This is a genomic window from Candidatus Schekmanbacteria bacterium (genome assembly GCA_016219965.1).
Classification (GTDB): domain Bacteria; phylum Schekmanbacteria; class GWA2-38-11; order GWA2-38-11; family J061; genus JACRJM01.
Genome location: JACRJM010000003.1, coordinates 254037 through 270353, shown reverse-complemented (window position 1 = coordinate 270353; position 16317 = coordinate 254037). Strand labels below are relative to the sequence as shown.

17 protein-coding genes are annotated in these 16317 nt (G+C 42.0%); 14 read left to right on the top strand and 3 right to left on the bottom strand.

The window, feature by feature from the left end:
- Positions 1–39: 39 nt before the first annotated feature.
- Entirely contained in the window at positions 40–216 is a 177-nt protein-coding gene (locus HZA77_03500; protein ID MBI5374474.1) for a type II toxin-antitoxin system Phd/YefM family antitoxin, read from the bottom strand.
- A gap of 156 nt (positions 217–372) precedes the next feature.
- Between HZA77_03500 and HZA77_03495 the strand changes: the two genes are divergently transcribed.
- The 9 genes from HZA77_03495 to HZA77_03455 all read left to right on the top strand — a co-directional run bounded on the left by HZA77_03495 (position 373) and on the right by HZA77_03455 (position 8252).
- Positions 373–1689 carry a hypothetical protein gene (locus tag HZA77_03495; protein MBI5374473.1) on the top strand — a complete coding sequence of 439 codons (1317 nt, stop codon included), beginning with the start codon at positions 373–375 and terminating at the stop codon, positions 1687–1689.
- Positions 1690–1776: 87 nt separating this feature from the next.
- The gene (locus HZA77_03490; protein MBI5374472.1) at positions 1777–2232 is read left to right on the top strand and encodes a dTDP-4-dehydrorhamnose 3,5-epimerase family protein; all 456 of its coding nucleotides are present in this window, start codon (positions 1777–1779) and stop codon (positions 2230–2232) included.
- Between the two features lie 139 nt (positions 2233–2371).
- Complete coding sequence (locus HZA77_03485) at positions 2372–3346, top strand: GDP-mannose 4,6-dehydratase (protein MBI5374471.1); 975 nt, start codon at positions 2372–2374, stop codon at positions 3344–3346.
- 114 nt (positions 3347–3460) lie between these two features.
- Entirely contained in the window at positions 3461–4429 is a 969-nt protein-coding gene (locus tag HZA77_03480; GenBank protein MBI5374470.1) for a polyprenyl synthetase family protein, read from the top strand.
- Between the two features lie 9 nt (positions 4430–4438).
- Positions 4439–4669, top strand: a complete 231-nt coding sequence (locus tag HZA77_03475; protein MBI5374469.1) for a DUF4911 domain-containing protein — start codon at positions 4439–4441, stop codon at positions 4667–4669.
- Complete coding sequence (locus HZA77_03470) at positions 4662–6098, top strand: TldD/PmbA family protein (GenBank protein MBI5374468.1); 1437 nt, start codon at positions 4662–4664, stop codon at positions 6096–6098. The genes HZA77_03475 and HZA77_03470 overlap by 8 nt, the downstream gene beginning before the upstream one ends.
- 26 nt (positions 6099–6124) lie before the next feature.
- Positions 6125–6601: a Slp family lipoprotein gene (locus HZA77_03465; GenBank protein MBI5374467.1), complete on the top strand. Its 477-nt coding sequence runs from the start codon at positions 6125–6127 to the stop codon at positions 6599–6601.
- A 217-nt stretch (positions 6602–6818) separates the two neighbouring features.
- Positions 6819–7211, top strand: a complete 393-nt coding sequence (locus tag HZA77_03460; protein MBI5374466.1) for a hemerythrin family protein — start codon at positions 6819–6821, stop codon at positions 7209–7211.
- Between the two features lie 333 nt (positions 7212–7544).
- The gene (locus HZA77_03455) at positions 7545–8252 is read left to right on the top strand and encodes a DUF4145 domain-containing protein (protein MBI5374465.1); all 708 of its coding nucleotides are present in this window, start codon (positions 7545–7547) and stop codon (positions 8250–8252) included.
- A 332-nt stretch (positions 8253–8584) separates the two neighbouring features.
- Here HZA77_03455 and HZA77_03450 read toward each other — a convergent pair whose 3' ends face one another.
- On the bottom strand, positions 8585–9826 hold the full coding sequence (locus tag HZA77_03450) for an MFS transporter (protein MBI5374464.1): 1242 nt from the start codon (positions 9824–9826) through the stop codon (positions 8585–8587).
- Between the two features lie 52 nt (positions 9827–9878).
- On the opposite strand from HZA77_03450, the gene HZA77_03445 reads away from it, so the two are divergent.
- The 3 genes from HZA77_03445 to HZA77_03435 are packed head-to-tail and all read left to right on the top strand — an operon-like array spanning position 9879 to position 13205.
- Positions 9879–11453 (top strand): peptide ABC transporter substrate-binding protein, encoded by a 1575-nt coding sequence (locus tag HZA77_03445; protein ID MBI5374463.1) that lies wholly within the window; start codon positions 9879–9881, stop codon positions 11451–11453.
- A gap of 20 nt (positions 11454–11473) precedes the next feature.
- The gene (locus HZA77_03440) at positions 11474–12400 is read left to right on the top strand and encodes an ABC transporter permease (protein MBI5374462.1); all 927 of its coding nucleotides are present in this window, start codon (positions 11474–11476) and stop codon (positions 12398–12400) included.
- Positions 12393–13205, top strand: coding sequence for an ABC transporter permease (locus HZA77_03435; GenBank protein ID MBI5374461.1), 813 nt, complete (start codon positions 12393–12395; stop codon positions 13203–13205). The genes HZA77_03440 and HZA77_03435 overlap by 8 nt, the downstream gene beginning before the upstream one ends.
- Positions 13206–13232: 27 nt before the next feature.
- On the opposite strand, the gene purE is transcribed toward HZA77_03435, so the two are convergent.
- Complete coding sequence (purE, locus tag HZA77_03430; protein MBI5374460.1) at positions 13233–13736, bottom strand: 5-(carboxyamino)imidazole ribonucleotide mutase; 504 nt, start codon at positions 13734–13736, stop codon at positions 13233–13235.
- A 123-nt stretch (positions 13737–13859) separates the two neighbouring features.
- Between purE and HZA77_03425 the strand changes: the two genes are divergently transcribed.
- On the top strand, positions 13860–15053 hold the full coding sequence (locus tag HZA77_03425) for a DUF1573 domain-containing protein (protein MBI5374459.1): 1194 nt from the start codon (positions 13860–13862) through the stop codon (positions 15051–15053).
- A gap of 19 nt (positions 15054–15072) precedes the next feature.
- A complete protein-coding gene (locus HZA77_03420; protein MBI5374458.1) occupies positions 15073–16314 on the top strand; it encodes an amidohydrolase family protein in 1242 nt (413 codons plus the stop codon).
- The last annotated feature ends 3 nt before the right edge of the window (positions 16315–16317 follow it).

Sequence of the window (16317 nt, the reverse complement as noted above, 5' to 3'; positions counted from 1 at the left end):
TCTCCGTCATTTCTATACAGGTTGGACTCAATTACTCATTTAAAGGCCAAGATCCCGTTCTACATTGTCAAATATCAACGAAGGCTGAACAGTAAACTCACTCTCAGCCTCATATTTTCTTATCAATTCCTGTAGGGCGGTAAATTCTTCATAAGGGAGGACAACAAACTTTTTGTTCCCCTCTTTTGTCATAAATTCAGGATGCAAGGTAAACATATTTTTCACCTCAATTGCTTAAATCCTTCTTAATTAAAGTATGCTCAATAAATTCATTTTTTTCAATGTCTGCCTGTTCAAAAGCTTTAGCCCTGAAGAATATGGTTTTAAAATTTGCTAAATCAGGTAACCTGTTTAGTAGTTTTTATTTTTTAAATGAATTATTATAAAAATATGAAAAAAAGCCCGGCATTAATTATTATAATTCTGTTTCTGTTCCCCTTTGTCATAGACGCAAAAGACTTCACAATCCTATTTACGGGAAGCACGCGCAATGTTTTTCTTGCCTGCGGATGTCCGGGAAATCCATTTGGCGGGATATCGCAGAGGGCTTACATGATAGAAACTTTGAGAAACCAGAGCAAAGATTTACTTCTCCTTGACGGGGGAGATATATTTCCGGCCGGTAAATCAGATTTTGAGAAAAGGAAACTCCAGTATATCCTTAAAGCCTATTCCGTAATGCACTACGATGCCATTGCTCCCGGAGAGATGGATTTTAACTTGGGGCTTAAGTATCTTATGGATGAAACCGGGCAGAACTTACTTCCTTTTATATCAGCATCGCTCTTCTCACATGAAAGCACTTCACTCCTTTTCTCTCCCTACACAATAAAAGATATTGATGGAGTAAAGATTGGAGTCCTTTCATTGACAGATGGGACAGATAGAAATATTGAATCTGTCACAGTTAGCTCGCAAACAAGCCGCATAAAAGCTTATCTCGATTATTTAAAATCAAAAACTGATATTATCATAATTGTCTCGCACGCGGACTTGGCTACAGACAAAATCTTAATTGAAAAATATCCGCAAGTTTCTCTTATAATAGAAGGACACTGGGACAAAGATTATCCTCATAAAACGGTTCATAAGTCAGTGCCGATTTTTAATGCCAGAAAAGACGGGGAATATCTTGGCAAGCTCAAAATCAGTCTCGATGATAAAAACAGGATTGAAAAAATAGACGATGAATTCATTCCCCTTTCAAAAGTTCTCCCTGCGGATAAAAAAGTAGAAAAGCTTTTTCTCCAATATCTTGATGAAGTCAAAAAAACTTCCTCAGAGGGGGAAACGATACCGGAGTATGAGGCGTACAGGGCAGGGATGGGAAATATTTATATGCCCAATGAAAAATGCGCAGAGTGCCACAGCGAACAATATGATCAGTGGTCAAACACAAAACATGCAGAAGCCTTTCAAACTCTCATAAAAGATGGACGCGATTTTGACCCTGAATGCCTCTATTGTCACACTATAGGCTACGGAAGAAAAGGAGGTTATATCAATTTCACAAAAACCCCGGAGATGATTAACGTAGGCTGCACTGCTTGCCACAAAGTCACAGATAACCATCCTCAAAGCAAAAGCTCTGAAGCAGAAATAACTGAAAACGTCTGTGTCGTCTGCCACACAACCGACAAGGACCCGAAATTCATATTTGAAGAGTTTGTCCCGAAGGTGATGCACTAATAATTTTTTCTATATGAGTATTTGCGAACTGATAGATGACAAAGTATAATACAAACAAATCGCATTTGAAATGCTGGAGGAAATAAGATGATAGCTGATGTAAAGACAAAGAAACTTCGTGTTATCCCTGATGAGCGCGGCAGGCTAATGGAAATGATACGGAACGATGATGAGATGTTTATCAAATTCGGTCAGTCTTACCTTACAACAGCCTATCCCGGAGTAGTGAAAGGATGGCATTACCACAAGAAACAGATTGATAATTTTGTTGTGGTCAGAGGGATGATGAAGGTAGTTCTTTACGACAGCAGGGAAGGTTCACCAACAAAGGGGGAGATAAACGAGTTTTTCATGGGGGAGCATAATCCAATTCTCCTTCAGATACCTGCAATGGTAATTCATGGATTTAAATGCATAAGCGAATCGGAAGCCCTGGTGGTGAACTGCCCTACAGAGCTTTATAACTACACATCACCTGATGAACACAGAATTGATATTTCATCGCCTGACATTCCGTATGACTGGAGCCTGAAGAACAGGTAAAACACGATGCGTGCAAAGAGTGTTTTAAAGGCTTGCCAGTCCTGCTCTGTTTAATGTTACAAGATGACACTAAACAGCAGGTGCCTTCTGCAGGGACTGCCAAGCCTTTTCAATATTATTGATGTACAAAAGGGTTAAGATGAAAATATTAATTACAGGAATAACCGGTTTTGCCGGAAGCCATCTTGCAGATTTCATCCTTGCCAATAAAAAAGATTCAGAGCTTTACGGCTTCTACAGATGGCGCAGCAGGATGGAAAACATCGAACATCATACTGCGTCGGAAATCCATCTTGTAGAATGCGATATCAGAGATTCTTACTCAGTCACAAATGCCATAGGCTCTATCAAACCGGACAGGATATTCCATCTTGCAGCGCAAAGTTTTGTCCCTACCTCATGGAATATGCCTGAGGAGACTTTATCAACAAACATTATTGGCAACCTCAACATCTTAGAATCTGTAAAGACTCTTGGAATAAATCCATTTATTCTCACAGCATGTTCGAGTGAGGAATATGGTATTGTAAACGCAGGCGAAATCCCCGTGAAAGAAGAAAATCCTCTAAGACCTTTAAGCCCCTATGCAGTAAGCAAGGTCGGGCAGGATATGCTAAGCTACCAGTATTTTAAGAGCTACGGGATTAATGTAGTAAGGACACGGGCTTTTAACCACACCGGGCCAAGGCGGGGCGATGTCTTCGTATCATCCAATTTTGCAAAACAGATCGCAGAAATAGAGAGAGGTAAAAACCCTCCTGTGATATATACCGGAAATCTTGATGCACGCAGGGACTTTACTGATGTAAGGGATATGGTGCGTGCCTACTGGGTAGCCCTTGAAAAGTGCGAGCCGGGCGAGGTGTATAACATCTGCACAGGTGCTGATTACAGTATAAGAGAGATACTTGAAATCCTTCTTTCTTATACAGACATCAAAGTTTCCATAAAGACAGACCCACAAAGGCTAAGACCGTCAGACCTTCCTGTGCTTTGCGGAGATAACTCAAAGTTCTGCAAAGCCACCGGATGGAAACCGGAAATCCCTTTGAAGCAAACCCTGCTCGATATACTTAATTACTGGAGAAGAAAGGTCGGGGATAAATTCCCTTGACAGAGGTGTATCTTTTAAATAGATTCCTCCTTCTAAGCTTAAGCTTGGCTAAGTGCCCGATGATGATTAGAAGATAACTAACTGAAACAGGATGTTGAAAATAGGAACTAAAAGATGCTTGATTTGTTTGAGCCAATTCAAAAAGAACTTGAACATGTTGAAAATGCCGCAATTAACAATCTTGTAAGCGATGCAGCACTCGTTACCAGTATAGGTTCGTATATTGCCAAGAACGGCGGGAAAAGATTGAGACCTGCCCTTGTATTGCTCACTTCCAGGGCTTTCGGATATACAGGTGAAAAAAGCATAAATCTTGCATGTGCAGTTGAATTCATTCACATCGCGACACTTCTTCATGATGATGTGATAGACGGAGCCGACATGAGGCGGGGGTCGCCGTCAGCAAACTGCAGATGGGGAAATGAGGCAAGCATACTTGTCGGGGATTATCTGTTTTCAAAATCTTTTTCCATAATGGTAAACGAAAATGACAACCGCATTATGGCATCCCTTGCCAATGCTTCCATGAAGATGGCAGAAGGAGAAGTCCAGCAGTTGATGAGCAGGTATGACATCAACCTGAGCAATGAGAGCTACATAGACATTGTCACCAAGAAAACCGCAGAGCTAATCGCATCCTGCTGTGAAGTAGGTGCCATAATAGGGGGCGCTTCCGAGGAACAGATAAAGGCAATGCACTCTTACGGAAAGAATATAGGAATTGCATTCCAGCTTATAGACGACACACTTGATTTCATTGCCGACAGGAAGAAACTCGGCAAACCGATCTGCAACGACATACGGGAAGGGAAGATCACCATGCCGCTTCTCCATGTCCTTGAAGCTGAAAAGAACGGAGCCCGCGGCAAGATAGAAGATATACTCCGGAAACATGAGCTTGATCAGGATGAGGTCGGTTTCATCATGGGACTTGTATCAAAGCATGACTCCATAGAACACACCATCGCGACGGCAGGCAAATATGCTGCCATGGGAAGGGAAAACCTTAAATCCCTGCCTGACAGTCCGGAAAAAAATGCCCTTAGTAATCTTTCTCAGTTCATTGTAAACAGAGATAACTAGACAGCCGACTTGCAGCTTCAGACACTAATAGTAAAAGCCAGAATCAAAAAAGAAAATATTGTTTTGTTCAGCTGGATAATAGAATCTCATGAGGGAATGGGAATAATGAGGACTATCGATGCTAAGAGCGGACTGGTAGAATTCATGGTGTCTCCATTTTTTGAAAAGGAATTTTTCGAAGTGATTACCTCCCTTGGCGAGGAAATCGAATTCATTGACAATGCGATAAGTCATGGCTGAAATAAAAGACATTAAAGATCTCCTTGGGAATATAGAGATAGATGAAATCCTGAAACTATCTCTTTCCGGGGGCGGGCAGTTCTCAGAGCTTTTCTTTGAAAATAAGTCATTCTCATCAGTGGTCCTTGAGGATGGTAAAATCGAGGAAATAGTCGGAGGGATTGACCGCGGCATAGGCTTGCGTGTTATAAACGATGGCAAGACCTTCTTTGCCCATACCAACTCATTTGAAAATAAAAATCTTATAGAACTTGCTTCAGGGATTTCCAGTGCTATCTCAAGCGACCGCTATGGCAGGGACCTTACAGAGCTTTATGCAATCAAAAAAGAGGAACATGCCAAATCCCTTATGCCTGATTTTATAAAGGCATCCCTTGATGCGAAGGTGGAAAAATTAAAAGAAGCTGAATCATTCCTGCCTCTGGGAGACAAGTCTCTGCGCCATTACAGGCTCGTATTTTCAGATTCAGTTCAGGACGTGGCAATAATAAACTCTCTTGACGGGGAAGCAACAGATAAAAGGATCAACTCGATTTTTCTCGTTCACCTTGTCGTATCTGACGGCGAGCTTATCCAGACAGGCTATGAACCGGTGGGCGGAAGCGAAGGGTTCGCGATGTTTAGCTCTATCAGCCTTCGCGATGTTGTAGGGAAAGCCTATGAAAGGGCAATGCTCATACTTAAAGCTCCCAAAGCTCCGGGAGGAACAATGCCTGTTGTGCTTTCAAGCGAGGCGGGAGGCACGATGATACACGAAGCAGTGGGGCATGGATTCGAGGCTGATTATGCACAGGAGGGGCTTTCAGTTTATTCGCATAAAAAAGGGGAGCTAATAGCATCACCGTTAGTCACAGTTGCAGATGACCCGACACTCCCCGGTAAAAGAGGAACTTACAGGGTAGACGACGAGGGGACAAAGCCGGGGCATAATGTCCTCATTGAAAAGGGAGTTCTAAAGAACTATCTCTACGACAGGCTCTCATCATGGAAAGATAATGTACATTCAACAGGAAACGGCAGAAGAGAATCATACAAGTGCAAACCAATTCCCCGCATGAGCAACACGTTTATCAAGTCCGGCACTCACGATCCAAAGGAAATTTTATCTTCAACAGACTCAGGGCTGTTCGTAAGAAAAATGGGGGGAGGACAGGTGAACCCGGTAAACGGAGATTTCATATTCGAGGTAAGCGAAGGATATCTTATATCAGGCGGAAAAATCACCACACCTGTGAGAGGTGCAACGCTTGCCGGAAACGGGCCGAAAGTTCTCCTTGAAATAGATATGGTTGGAAATGACCTTGGCTTTGGAATAGGAACATGCGGCAAAGACAGCCAGGGAGTTCCTGTTTCAGACGCACAGCCGACTCTCAGGATAAAAAGCATAGTAGTCGGCGGCGAAGCTTCACCACAGCCAAAAAACCAATAGCAGTGATTGCAGGGGCAATGCCTCTCATGCGCAAAAAAAATTATATTCCATATTTTTTAATCTCTATATCTTCAGTTATTCTACTTTCCTGTGCAGCCACAAAAATACCGGCAGGCAATATCATGCAGATACAGAACCTTTCTACAGTAATGAAGGATGTTGATAGATTTACAGGGAAGAGAATACTTCTCGGTGGTCTTGCCGGAGGGGCATCTTCTGATAAACTGCTTATAGTGTCTGAAAAGCCTTTGGACATAACTGGAAAACCGCAGACTTATTTGCCAGGAAACGGCTACTTTCTCATTGATACAGGTTCTGAATATTCAGGAGGTACCCCAATCTCTGTCTTTGGCGAAGTTATTGGGACAAGAGAAGAAGATTTTGAAGGGGGAAAGAAAAAATACCTGCTTTTAAAATCCATAGAGATTTACCAGTGGGAGAAACCCAAGGGGTGTTTAACCTTAAGGCCCATGATCAGTATTGGAATAGAAGGAACACTATAGGGCGAATGCAATTTTTAGAGTTATACTGCGTCATCTGCCAGCTCGCAAATGCTCACATACAGAAAAGTATGCTCCGGTATTGCTTGTCATCCACTTCCTTGTCTAACATCTAAAACTTGAATTCGCCAATAAAAAAACCGCTTCCTTGCCTGATACACAAATCTTGCGTCTGCTGAAAAATCGGTATAAAATAAAATCCTTAACCAAGGAGAAAACAATGGGATTTTTTATATGGAAAGACAGCTTCAATACTGGCATCGATGAGATAGACCAACAGCACAGGTCATTCCTGGAAACTTTAAACGCGTACTACAACCTTATATCTAAAGACAAGAAAGCTATTGTCAACGAGGAACTGATTGGGAAACTTAAAACATATGTTGCAACACACTTCAAATATGAAGAGAGCATGCTCCAGCTTATTAGTTACAAGGAATTGGAACCACACCAGAAACAGCACAAATATTTTGAGTCGCGTATTTTGGAGTTAGAGGATGCGCAGGTTCAGCAACACGCTGAAAAGTTTAATGGTGTTCTATCATTTCTAAGGGACTGGTTCCTCAATCACATTCTCGAGGAAGACAGGAAGTATGTTTCTTTTGTGATGTGAAGCCGCTTTGATAGGGGGGAGAAAGTAGCAGACTCAATATTTGGCATGATGCTTCGTCAGCGTCCGGTTAGCAATCCTCACATACAGAAAAGTATGCTCCGGTATGCTAATCCTCCGCTTCCTCGCCTGATACTCAAATCTTGCGTCTGCGGAAAAGCTTAATACCCTTCTATTTACATTATTCAAAACCTACATTTCTATTTGAAGAAGACATTTCAAGCATAATTCTACATTTACATAAGATATTATTGACAACTACTTTCTGGGACAGTACAAGACATTAAAGCATAGAAACAATATAAAAATGTATATTAAGGAAAGGTGAGAGACTAAGTGAGTGAGGTATTTCATTGGACGTGTTCTTTCTGCAACCGCGATACTACCATTACGAAAGAAAGCTTCCATTCTGACTTTACAGATCTTATTATTCCAAATGCTGATGGATCAAGGCGGTTGCAGCTGCTGTTCATTATTTGCCCTAATCCGAAATGTAAAAAAATTACGCTCTCTGTTTCTTTACACATCCTGTCAAAAGATCAATGGAACAAACCCTTCGCCGATAAATGCTTGAATCAATGGAATCTCATCCCTGCATCTCTCGCCTTAGCGTTTCCTGACTATGTTCCACAGTCTATCATCAACGATTATAACGAGGCTTGCCTCATCCGTGACACGAGTCCCAAAGCTTCGGCTACACTTTCTCGACGTTGCCTCCAAGGGATTATCCGAGACTTCTGGAAGGTCAAACCTAGTCTGCTCGTTGATGAAATTAAACAGATTAAGGACAAGACAGATCCCCTGACTTGGGAGGCTATTGACTCTGTTCGTAAGGTAGGCAACATCGGTGCTCACATGGAGAAAGACATTAATATGATTATCGATGTAGATCCGAATGAAGCAGAGCTTCTTATTGGTCTAATCGAAACTCTGATTCGTGATTGGTACGTTGTCCGTGAAGAACGGAAGTCACGCCTTCTGCGAATCAAGGAGGTTGCAGAGCATAAGGATCAGGTGAAGAAGGGAACAGTAAAGGCACCCTAACAACCACATCAACTCAGATGTGACAATTACGCTACGTTTCATAATTTAAAAAGTAAAAAGGGTCAGATCTTCATTATTTACAAAACCTCTGGTGTGAAAAATAATTAGTTAATTGAATTAATGAGATTGCCGCACTCCTGATCGGCGTTCGCTATGACAATAAAAAAATCATCTTCAATCAAGCAAGGAATGATTTTTTCCTGCGGATTCAAGTTTTGGATGGAAGACGAGGAAGTGGGTAGCGAGCAATACCGGAGTGTACTTTTCTGTACATGAGGATTTGCGAGCTGGTCACTGACGAAGTATCACGCCAAAAATTGAATTCGCTACAGTTACACCTCTTCCGGCGGCTTCTGAGTTATGAAACTATAGTACAACATCAGATCATAGATAATCTTTAACCCCCCTGCTATGAAAAACGGCATGCTCAGAAGAGCGGTGCTCCCCAGCATTATTGAAGCAATTGATGGCGAGATAGCTGCACCTGTTGTTCTCGCCACACCAGTAACACCTGCTGCTGCGGAACGTTCCTCGGGTTTAACTACAGCCATTGTATAGGACTGCCGTGTTGGAACATCCATCTGCGATATGCTGAACCGTAAGAACAGCATGACTACTGCAAGCTCAAGATTTGGCATAAGCGGTACAAGTATGAGAAGTATGTTAGACGGAAGGTGTGTAAACACCATGGTGTTAATAAGCCCTATCCGTTCAGCAATGCGTGCTGCGAGCAGGGCTGAAAGTCCTGCAAGAACATTGGCACCAAAGAAGATCCCTCCAAGTGCTACAGGTTCAGCTCCGAAACGAAGATGAAGCCAGTAAGCCATGAGACTCTGTATTACAAAGCCGCCGGCAAATGAGTCTATGGTAAAAAGAGCTGAAAGCTTTAACACCATTTTTCTTGAACTGCTTAACCCGGTAATGTTTTGCAATATGCCGGGGGAATTAGATGATTTTTCATGATCAACCTCTACTTCAACAGACGAAGTAAGACGACTGAAAATAATAGCAAGAATCGCACCTCCGCAAGCATAGCAGATAACAACAATACGGTAGCTTGAAACTGCGCTTACACCTGACTGAACTAAAAAATTAACAAGTGCACCCACACTCAATGCCCCGGTGGCAGTCGCAAATGAGCCTGCGAGGGAGTACCATGCAAAGGTCTTAGTTCTCTCTTCATTGGAAACTACCTGTGAAAGCGCTGCCTGCTCAACCGAAAGAAATGGTCCCACCTCATTTCCGCTTGGGCTTATAACCCCGATTGTTGCGGCAATCAGAAGGAGCAGGATGTTGTCCGTCAATGCGAACATGACACCGCCGAAAATCATAAGAAATGCACCTGCTATCAGAATCTTCTTCCTCCCAATACGGTCAGCCCTTGTTGTAAGCCAGAGCGAGATGACAGTGTCGCCTATTAAAGTCAGCGTGAGGAGAAGCCCAATCTCTGCCTGGCTGAAATGAAGTTCAACGAGATAGAGGACAAGTATAACAGAGATGAATCCATAGGAAAAAAGTCTTGCGGCACGGGTAACGAATAAAAGTCTACCGTCGCGGGGAAGATTGAAAAACATAAATTATCCTTCCGCTGTTCAGTTGTTAAGAGAAAAGTTATAATAGCTTACAATGAAAAAAAATAAATTACATATAAGAATTGTATTATGTTTGTGCATTCTTTTTCTTTATGGCTGCAAAGCAGATGTTGAAAAAAATGACATGGCGAGACTTCGCGTCGCCATATCCTCTGAGCCTCCAACCCTTGACTGGAACCTTGCGACAGACAATGTTTCATTCACTGTGATAAACAATATTATGGAAGGCCTTACGCGCTTTGACGAGAAGATGAATGTCATTCCATCGGTAGCATCAAGATGGGAAAGCTTTAGCTCATTCACAAGATACAGATTCTATATAAATGAGAAAAGCCGGTGGAGCGATGGCAGGCCTGTAACCGCAAGAGACTTTGAATATTCGTGGAAAAGACTCCTTGCCCCTGAAACAGCCGCTGAATATGCTTATTTTCTTTATGATATAAAAAACGCCTATCTCTATAATGCAGGGAAACTCAAAAACTCTGACAGCGTTGGAGTGAAAGCCATCTCTGACACAGTGCTTGAAGTGACACTTGAGAGGCCGCTTGTGTTTTTCCCGGCGTTAACGGCTTTTATGGTAACATTCCCGTTAAGACAGGACATCGTGGAAAAATACGGCGAGCGCTGGACTGAGCCGGACAATATGATAGGAAACGGACCTTATCATCTTAAGAAATGGGAGCATGACTACAAGATAGAGCTAAGCGAAAATCCCCACTATAAAGGAGCAAAGCCTGACTTTAAAGAAGTGGATATCTTCATGGTAAGCGAGCCTAATACTGCACTTCTTCTTTATGAAACAGGCGCGCTGGATATAGTTGAACTTCCTTCCATAGCAGTGTCAAAGCTTAAGACAAACCCTGAATACAAAAGATACTCCATACTTCGCGGATACTATTATGGCTTTAACACAAAAAAAGCTCCTTTCAACAACAGCATTGTGAGAAGGGCTTTAGTCAGCGCAATTGACAGAAACGAGATAGTGAACTCCTTAAACAGCGGCGATATTCCGGTGACATCATGGATACCGCAGGGGATGTTCGCAGAAAACAATGCCATAGGAATAAGTTTTAACCCGGAGAAAGGCAGGAAATTACTTGCCGAGGCGGGCTACGCCGGAGGGAAAAAGTTTCCGGAATTAACGATTGCTTTTAACTCATCAGAGGAAAACCGCATTGTAGCGGAGAACATCCAGTCACAGCTTTCAAGAAACCTTGGAATACACGCTAACCTTGATAACCTTGAATGGAAGGTCTATCTCACGAAGCTTAAAAATGACTGTCCGGATATATTTAGATTAGGATGGGGCGCAGATTTTCCTGACCCGGATAATTTCATGCGCATATTTACAAGCTCAAGCGGCAACAACAACACAGGCTGGGGAAATGAAGAATATGACCGGCTGATAACAGAAGGTGCTGAGACAGGGGATAACGGGAAAAGATTGGAAATTTACAACAAAGCCCAGAAGATTCTCTGCGAGGAGGATGTGCCCATAATCCCGCTTTTTGTGGGCAGTAAGAATATACTTGTAAAGCCGTATATAACCGGAACAAGCTTTAGCCCCCTTGATACCTACTACTACAATATGTTCAGAAGAAAAAAATAAATAGAGGAGAATAAATCAGCATGCTGCAGTTTGTTGTTAAAAGAACAATTCTCAATATCGCTGTAATCCTCGCAGTCATACTTATCTCGTTTCTTATAATGCACTCCGTTCCGGGCGGGCCATTTGACAGGGAAAAGAAACTTCCGGAGCTTGTTAAGGCAAACGTAGAGAAGAAATTCAAGCTCGACCTGCCATTAGAACAGCAGTTTATTAACTATGTTGAAGGGATTTGTTACGGTGATTTTGGTCCGTCATACAAATACACAGGAAGATCTGTCTCTGATATTATTGGAGACGCATTCCCTGTATCAGCACTGCTCGGAATGGTGTCATTTTTATTTTGCCTTTTGCTCGGATTTGCAGGCGGAATAATTTCAGCCTTAAGAGCGGATAAGACAGCTGATTATTTTGTGCAGTTTGCTTCAATATGCGGAATATCATTGCCAAGCTTTGTGCTTTCTGCATTGCTGATATCAGTGTTTTCCATCATGTTCGGGATTTTTCCTCCGGCATTATGGGAAGGGGCAAGCTACATAATTCTTCCATCTATTGCGCTTGCCATGGGGCCTGCCGCATATCTTGCAAGGTTACTGCGGGGAAGCATACTCGACACTTTCAATGCTAACTTCGTTTCTTCCGCACAAGCCAAGGGTTTAAGCAGACAGAGAATCTTCATAAAACATGTTCTTTTTAACTCCCTTATACCGGTTGTAACTGTTTTGGGACCGCTCTTTGCCGCACTTGTGACAGGCTCTTTTGTCGTGGAACATATATTCTCTATTCCCGGTATGGGGAAGTTTTTTGTCCTGGCGGTCACGGACAGGGATTATCCGATGATCATGGGAATTACCATAGTTTACTCTGTAATACTTGTACTTGCGAATTTTGCCGTTGATATTTCATACGCCTTTCTTGACCCGCGCATAAGGAATGTTAAAAATGCTTAAAAAAAATAAGCTCGCGGCTGTTGCAGTTTTTTTCATAGCCATTCTTTCGTTCACAGCGCTTTTTGCTGATTTTATCGCGCCTTTTCCCTATGAATATCAGGATACCAAAGCTTTGCTTCAAGCTCCTTCCGCGTCACATTACTTTGGGACAGACAGGCTTGGCAGAGATATCTTAAGCCGCATAATCTATGGTGCGAGGATATCGCTTACTGTAGCTATAATTTCTTCGGCCATTGCAGTTCTGTTCGGCGCAGTTTATGGGGCATGCGCAGGATTCATAGCCGGGAAGACGGAGAGTGCCATGATGCGCTTTGTTGATGTAGTATATTGTATCCCTGACCTTCTTATCATAATCCTGATATCAATAATGATTGGCAGGGGTATAACAGGGATCACACTGAGTCTTTCCCTTGTTAGCTGGGTAACTGTGGCAAGGGTTATGCGCGGCGAGGTCATCAGGATTAAAGTGCAGGACTTCGTAGAAGCTGCAAAGACAATAGGCGCAGGTAAGACACGAATAATATTCCTTCACATCTTTCCTTGTGCCTTAACATCTCTCATAATAACCGCTACATTCAGGATACCGCAGGTAATACTTGCAGAATCTTCACTAAGTTTTCTGGGGCTTGGAGTGCCGCCGCCATTTTCAAGCTGGGGAACGCTTGCCAATGAAGGCTGGGCATCATTGAGGTTTTATCCCCATCTCATACTTTTTCCTGCGGCGGTGATATTCATAAGCATAACTGCCTTTAACTTAATTGGTGAGGGACTAAGGGATGTACTGGACCCGTATAGGAAAGACTAATCAGTGACAGATGAGAGAATAAAAAACTCAGGCGTGCTTGGCAGAAACCTTTTCATTCTGTTTTTTTACATTTTCCTTCATGTTGCTGATGTAGCCTTCAAGCTTTTTTCTAAGTTTTCCGTCATCAACGGATAGCATCCTTATGGCGAAAAGCGCGGCATTTTTCGCCCCTGCACTTCCTATTGCCATAGTTGCAACAGGAATGCCTCCTGGCATCTGCACAGTTGAAAAAAGTGAATCAAGACCATTTAAAGGGGGACTGCTTATAGGAATTCCTATTACGGGAAGAGTTGTGTGCGATGCGATAACACCTGCAAGATGTGCTGCACACCCTGCCCCTGCTATTATGATTTTTACTCCTCTTCCTGCCGCAGATTTGCTGAATAGAGCTGCCTCATCAGGGGTCCTGTGGGCTGATATGATATTATAACGATATGAAAGACCGAATTGTTCGAGAATATTTCCGCATTCCTGCATTGTCTGCAAGTCGGATTCGCTTCCCATTACTATTTCAACTGCAATTTTTCCCATTGATGTGACCTGTAAAATGTTTATATATATAAAATATTAACAGAAAAAATAACATTTGAATAGTTAAAAAACTTGTATATATTCTATCACCGGGCAAATAAAAATAAAATGGAGGAAATAAAAATGTTAAGACCTCGTTTTTCTCTGATCGCATTGATCCTGCTGATTACTGTATTTTCATTACTAACTGTATCAACCCTTAAAACCTGTGCTGAAGAAGCAAAACCTGCTGCTACTTCACCGCAACCTCAAAAAGCATTAGAAGTTCCTGTAACGCCGCAACCACCTCAAAAAACCGGGGAAGCTGCTCCCGCTCCTTCCCAAGGGACTGAACAAAAGGGTAAAGCACCAAAGATTGTTTTAGAAGAAACACTTTTTAATTTTGGAGAGATGCATCAGGAGACCAAATCCACTCATATTTTCAAGATAAAAAATACAGGTGATGCAGACCTTGAAATAAAAGACATTAAAACCTCCTGCGGCTGCACTGCGGCAATGGCTTCTAAGAACATAATCCGTCCCGGCGAAACAGGCGACCTCAATGTGATTTTTTCTTCCAAAAGGTTTCAGGGGGAAGTAACAAGGCAGATTAGCCTTGTTACAAATGATCCGGCAAATGAAACCTCAGTGATAAAGATTAAAGCCTTAGTTAAGGCGCTTCTTGAGGTTAACCCGGCTTACCTGAATTTTGGGAGGATAACAGAATCAAAATCTCAGACAATGGATGTGAAACTGAAAAATATGACTAATGAAGTTATGACATTAGATAGCATAACTTGCGAGAATAAAGAAATTACTATTGGGAAGTACGATAAAGACCTTAATCCCGGTTTAGAAGTTACAGTACCCGTTACATACACTTCTTCTCTCAAACCTGAAAGGCCGGGAGTTGCAGGAAGCATAACGATACAGATTAAAGGGAGCAACGAAAAGGTCTTGATCCCATTCAGCTTACAGATTGTTGGTGAAGTACAGCTTAAACCAAAGAATCTGAGTTTTAATGTGGTAAAAAAAGGAGAAACTCCGGCTAAAATAATCACTATTGAGAACAGGGGAGAAAAAGATCTTAAAATACTGGGAGCCAAATACGACAGTAATCTCATTGAAACAGACGCCAAATTTCCTTTATCAATCAAACCGGGAGATTCTGTAAAAATATCGGTAACTCTCTCGTCTAAAGTTGCTGAAGGAAAATTCAAAGGACAAATAGAATTTCAGACGGACAATCCCAAATATTCTGCTGTCTCTGCCCAAGTCTTAGGAGTATTGAAAAATATAGAACCGCAGGGTCAACAACAACAGCAACCGGAAAAATAATCAGAAGAGTTGTTCTGATTTGAAGCAAACCCGGATTAAGGGGAAATACCTTTATTCCCCTGAGACAGAATTAATAGAAGATTTCCTTCTTCTTATAGAAGGCAATATCATTGCCAGTGTTGAACGAATGAAGGGAACCAGTTCAACTGCTGATATCGACATAGGTAATTCCATCCTTATTCCCGGCTTAATCAACGCGCACACTCATCTTGAACTTACAGGATACAGGGGAAAAATAAGGCAGCGCAGTAGTTTCCCAAGATGGATAGAGGATATTGTATCCTTAAAAGCAGCGACCTCCAGAGAAAGCTATAGAACTTCTGTAAGCGAAGGATTGCGGGAAGGGATTAAAGGCGGATGCACTTTCTTTGCAGACATATCTAATTCCTTTGAGAGTCTTAATCCTTTCATACAGTCAGGGGCAAGAGGTGTTATTTTTTATGAAGCTATAGGATTTGGCGACAAAAACACCGACAGCGTCTGCCGAAGAATAGAAGAAATGCTTGATGAGCATAAAAAATTTAACTCTGAAAATGTAGCGGCGGGAATAAGCCCTCATTCTCCATATTCTGTTTCAGAAATTCTTTTTAAAAATTGTAACTCTACAGCTATCGATAAAAAGCTTTCCATGCAAATTCATCTGGCTGAGTCAGAAAATGAAACTGAATTTTTAAAAAGCGGAAGAGGTCCTTTTTTTTCTCTCCTATCTTTTTTCGGTCAGATCCCTGAAGAGTGGTCCCCTCCTGAGGTTGGTCCTGTTGAGTATATGAAGAAACTCGGACTGTTGAGACAAAATGTTTCTTTTGTGCATTTAAACAATTATTCTTCATCTGATATAGAGTTCCTGGCAAGAGGAGGGTCATCTGTCGTCATATGCCCCTGTTCCAACAATAATTGGTTTGGAAGAGATAAAAGTCCGCTTGCAGATGCCCTCGAGGCAGGAGTTAATATTGCTTTAGGCACAGACAGTTGTGCGAGCAATTCAGGAATTAATATGTTCAATGAACTTAAGATGCTTCGTAAATTATTGCCTTCTATTAGCGCTGATGAGGCAATAAAGATTGCCACGTTGAATGGCGCTCAATGTTTTGGCTTAAGCGGAAAACTTGGCAGGGTTGCACCTGGCTACCTTGCGGACATGATAAGCGTACCGGTAAATAGCACTATAAAATTGAAAGATGCCTGTGAGTATGTTCTAATGGAATCACAGGAAGTGAATTTTTCCATGGTAAACGGGAAAATGATTTATTCTCAATTTTAAAGA

Coding starts and splice junctions, on each gene's coding strand:
- purE (MBI5374460.1), bottom strand. CDS start 13,736: ATGGGAAAAATTGCAGTTGAAATAGTAATGGGAAGCGAATCCGACTTG.
- HZA77_03495 (MBI5374473.1), top strand. CDS start 373: ATGAATTATTATAAAAATATGAAAAAAAGCCCGGCATTAATTATTATA.
- HZA77_03500 (MBI5374474.1), bottom strand. CDS start 216: ATGTTTACCTTGCATCCTGAATTTATGACAAAAGAGGGGAACAAAAAG.
- HZA77_03470 (MBI5374468.1), top strand. CDS start 4,662: ATGGCTGAAATAAAAGACATTAAAGATCTCCTTGGGAATATAGAGATA.
- HZA77_03480 (MBI5374470.1), top strand. CDS start 3,461: ATGCTTGATTTGTTTGAGCCAATTCAAAAAGAACTTGAACATGTTGAA.
- HZA77_03485 (MBI5374471.1), top strand. CDS start 2,372: ATGAAAATATTAATTACAGGAATAACCGGTTTTGCCGGAAGCCATCTT.
- HZA77_03450 (MBI5374464.1), bottom strand. CDS start 9,826: ATGTTTTTCAATCTTCCCCGCGACGGTAGACTTTTATTCGTTACCCGT.
- HZA77_03465 (MBI5374467.1), top strand. CDS start 6,125: ATGCGCAAAAAAAATTATATTCCATATTTTTTAATCTCTATATCTTCA.
- HZA77_03490 (MBI5374472.1), top strand. CDS start 1,777: ATGATAGCTGATGTAAAGACAAAGAAACTTCGTGTTATCCCTGATGAG.
- HZA77_03435 (MBI5374461.1), top strand. CDS start 12,393: ATGCTTAAAAAAAATAAGCTCGCGGCTGTTGCAGTTTTTTTCATAGCC.
- HZA77_03440 (MBI5374462.1), top strand. CDS start 11,474: ATGCTGCAGTTTGTTGTTAAAAGAACAATTCTCAATATCGCTGTAATC.
- HZA77_03425 (MBI5374459.1), top strand. CDS start 13,860: ATGTTAAGACCTCGTTTTTCTCTGATCGCATTGATCCTGCTGATTACT.
- HZA77_03445 (MBI5374463.1), top strand. CDS start 9,879: ATGAAAAAAAATAAATTACATATAAGAATTGTATTATGTTTGTGCATT.
- HZA77_03460 (MBI5374466.1), top strand. CDS start 6,819: ATGGGATTTTTTATATGGAAAGACAGCTTCAATACTGGCATCGATGAG.